The organism is Shinella agrisoli, assembly GCF_046557955.1.
Lineage (GTDB): Bacteria > Pseudomonadota > Alphaproteobacteria > Rhizobiales > Rhizobiaceae > Shinella.
The window spans coordinates 1-1,159 of record NZ_JBJIEP010000061.1 but is presented as its reverse complement, the minus strand read 5'-3'; the positions used below and the strand labels follow the sequence as shown (position 1 = coordinate 1,159).

At 66.9% G+C, this 1,159-nt stretch carries 1 protein-coding gene; it reads left to right on the top strand.

What is annotated here, in order from left to right; genetic code table 11:
* The first annotated feature begins 192 nt into the window (after positions 1–192).
* Positions 193–1,134, top strand: a complete 942-nt coding sequence (locus ACIIOY_RS26740) for an IS110 family RNA-guided transposase (RefSeq protein WP_411037706.1) — start codon at positions 193–195, stop codon at positions 1,132–1,134.
* Positions 1,135–1,159 lie beyond the last annotated feature (25 nt).

Genomic DNA, 1,159 nt, shown 5'->3' with positions numbered 1-1,159 from the left:
CTCGGGCTTGTGTGGAAGAAGTGTGGTTTACTGGATGCACCGGCCGGGATGCGCATCCCGGCCGGTGCAGGCAGGCGGCCGTTCACTCGGGCTGGCCCTTGAGGCCGAGGTCGAGCTTGGCCCTGCCTGCTCCCTTTGACCCCGAACGGTTGCCCGGGCTTTCGCCCGCACCACAAGCCAGGGAGCAAGGCCATGATACATGAACGCCTCTTCGTCGGCATCGATGTTTGCAAGACCCGCTTCGATGTCTTCGTCCATCCGTCGGGCGAACGCTTCTCCTGCCCGGCCTCGCCGGCCGGCATCGACGCGCTTGTCCGACATGTCCGGGGCCTTGGCCCCTGTGCCGTCGGGCTGGAAGCCTCCGGCGGCTACGAGCGCAAGCTGGCCGAAAGCCAGCATGCCGCCGGCATTGCGGTCTATATCCTTTCGCCGGGCCGGGTGCGGCATCTGGCCTGCGCCCTGGGGCAGATGGCCAAGACCGATGCGATCGATGCCGCCATGATCGCCGCTTACCTTGCCGCCGCCCATGAGCGTCTCACGCCCTTCCGGCCCGATGCCGTCCGCCACAGGCTCGGCGCGCTCGCGGCCCATCGGCGCAGGATCGTGGCGGAAAGGAGCGGGCTTGTCAGCCAGTGCGACACCGAGGACGAGCCGCTGGTGCGGGCCATGATCGAAGAGCGCATCGCCACCATCGCAAAGGACCTGCTTCGGATCGACAAGGAAATGCGCGCGCTTCTGGCACAGGCGCCGGCGATGAAGCGGCGCTACGACAGGCTGTGTGCCGTCAAGGGTGTCGGCCCGGTCCTGGCGACCGGCCTGCTGGCCGACCTGCCCGAACTGGGCACGGTCTCGGCCAAGGCGATCGCCGCGCTCGTCGGCGTGGCGCCCCACCCCCGCCAGTCCGGCGCCTCCGCCAGGAAGGGACGATGCAGCGGCGGGCGAAAGCATCTGCGTGACATCGCCTACATGGCCGTCCTCAGTGCCATCAAGGCAAAGGACCCCGTGCTCGCCGGCTTCTATCAGCGCCTGCGCAGCAAGGGAAAGCCCTTCAAGCTCGCAATGGTCGCAACCATCCGCAAGTTCGTCACGATCCTAAACGCCATCGCAAGAACAGACCCAGCCTTCAAACCATAACTCCACGGTTGCTTGACCCGAGGAT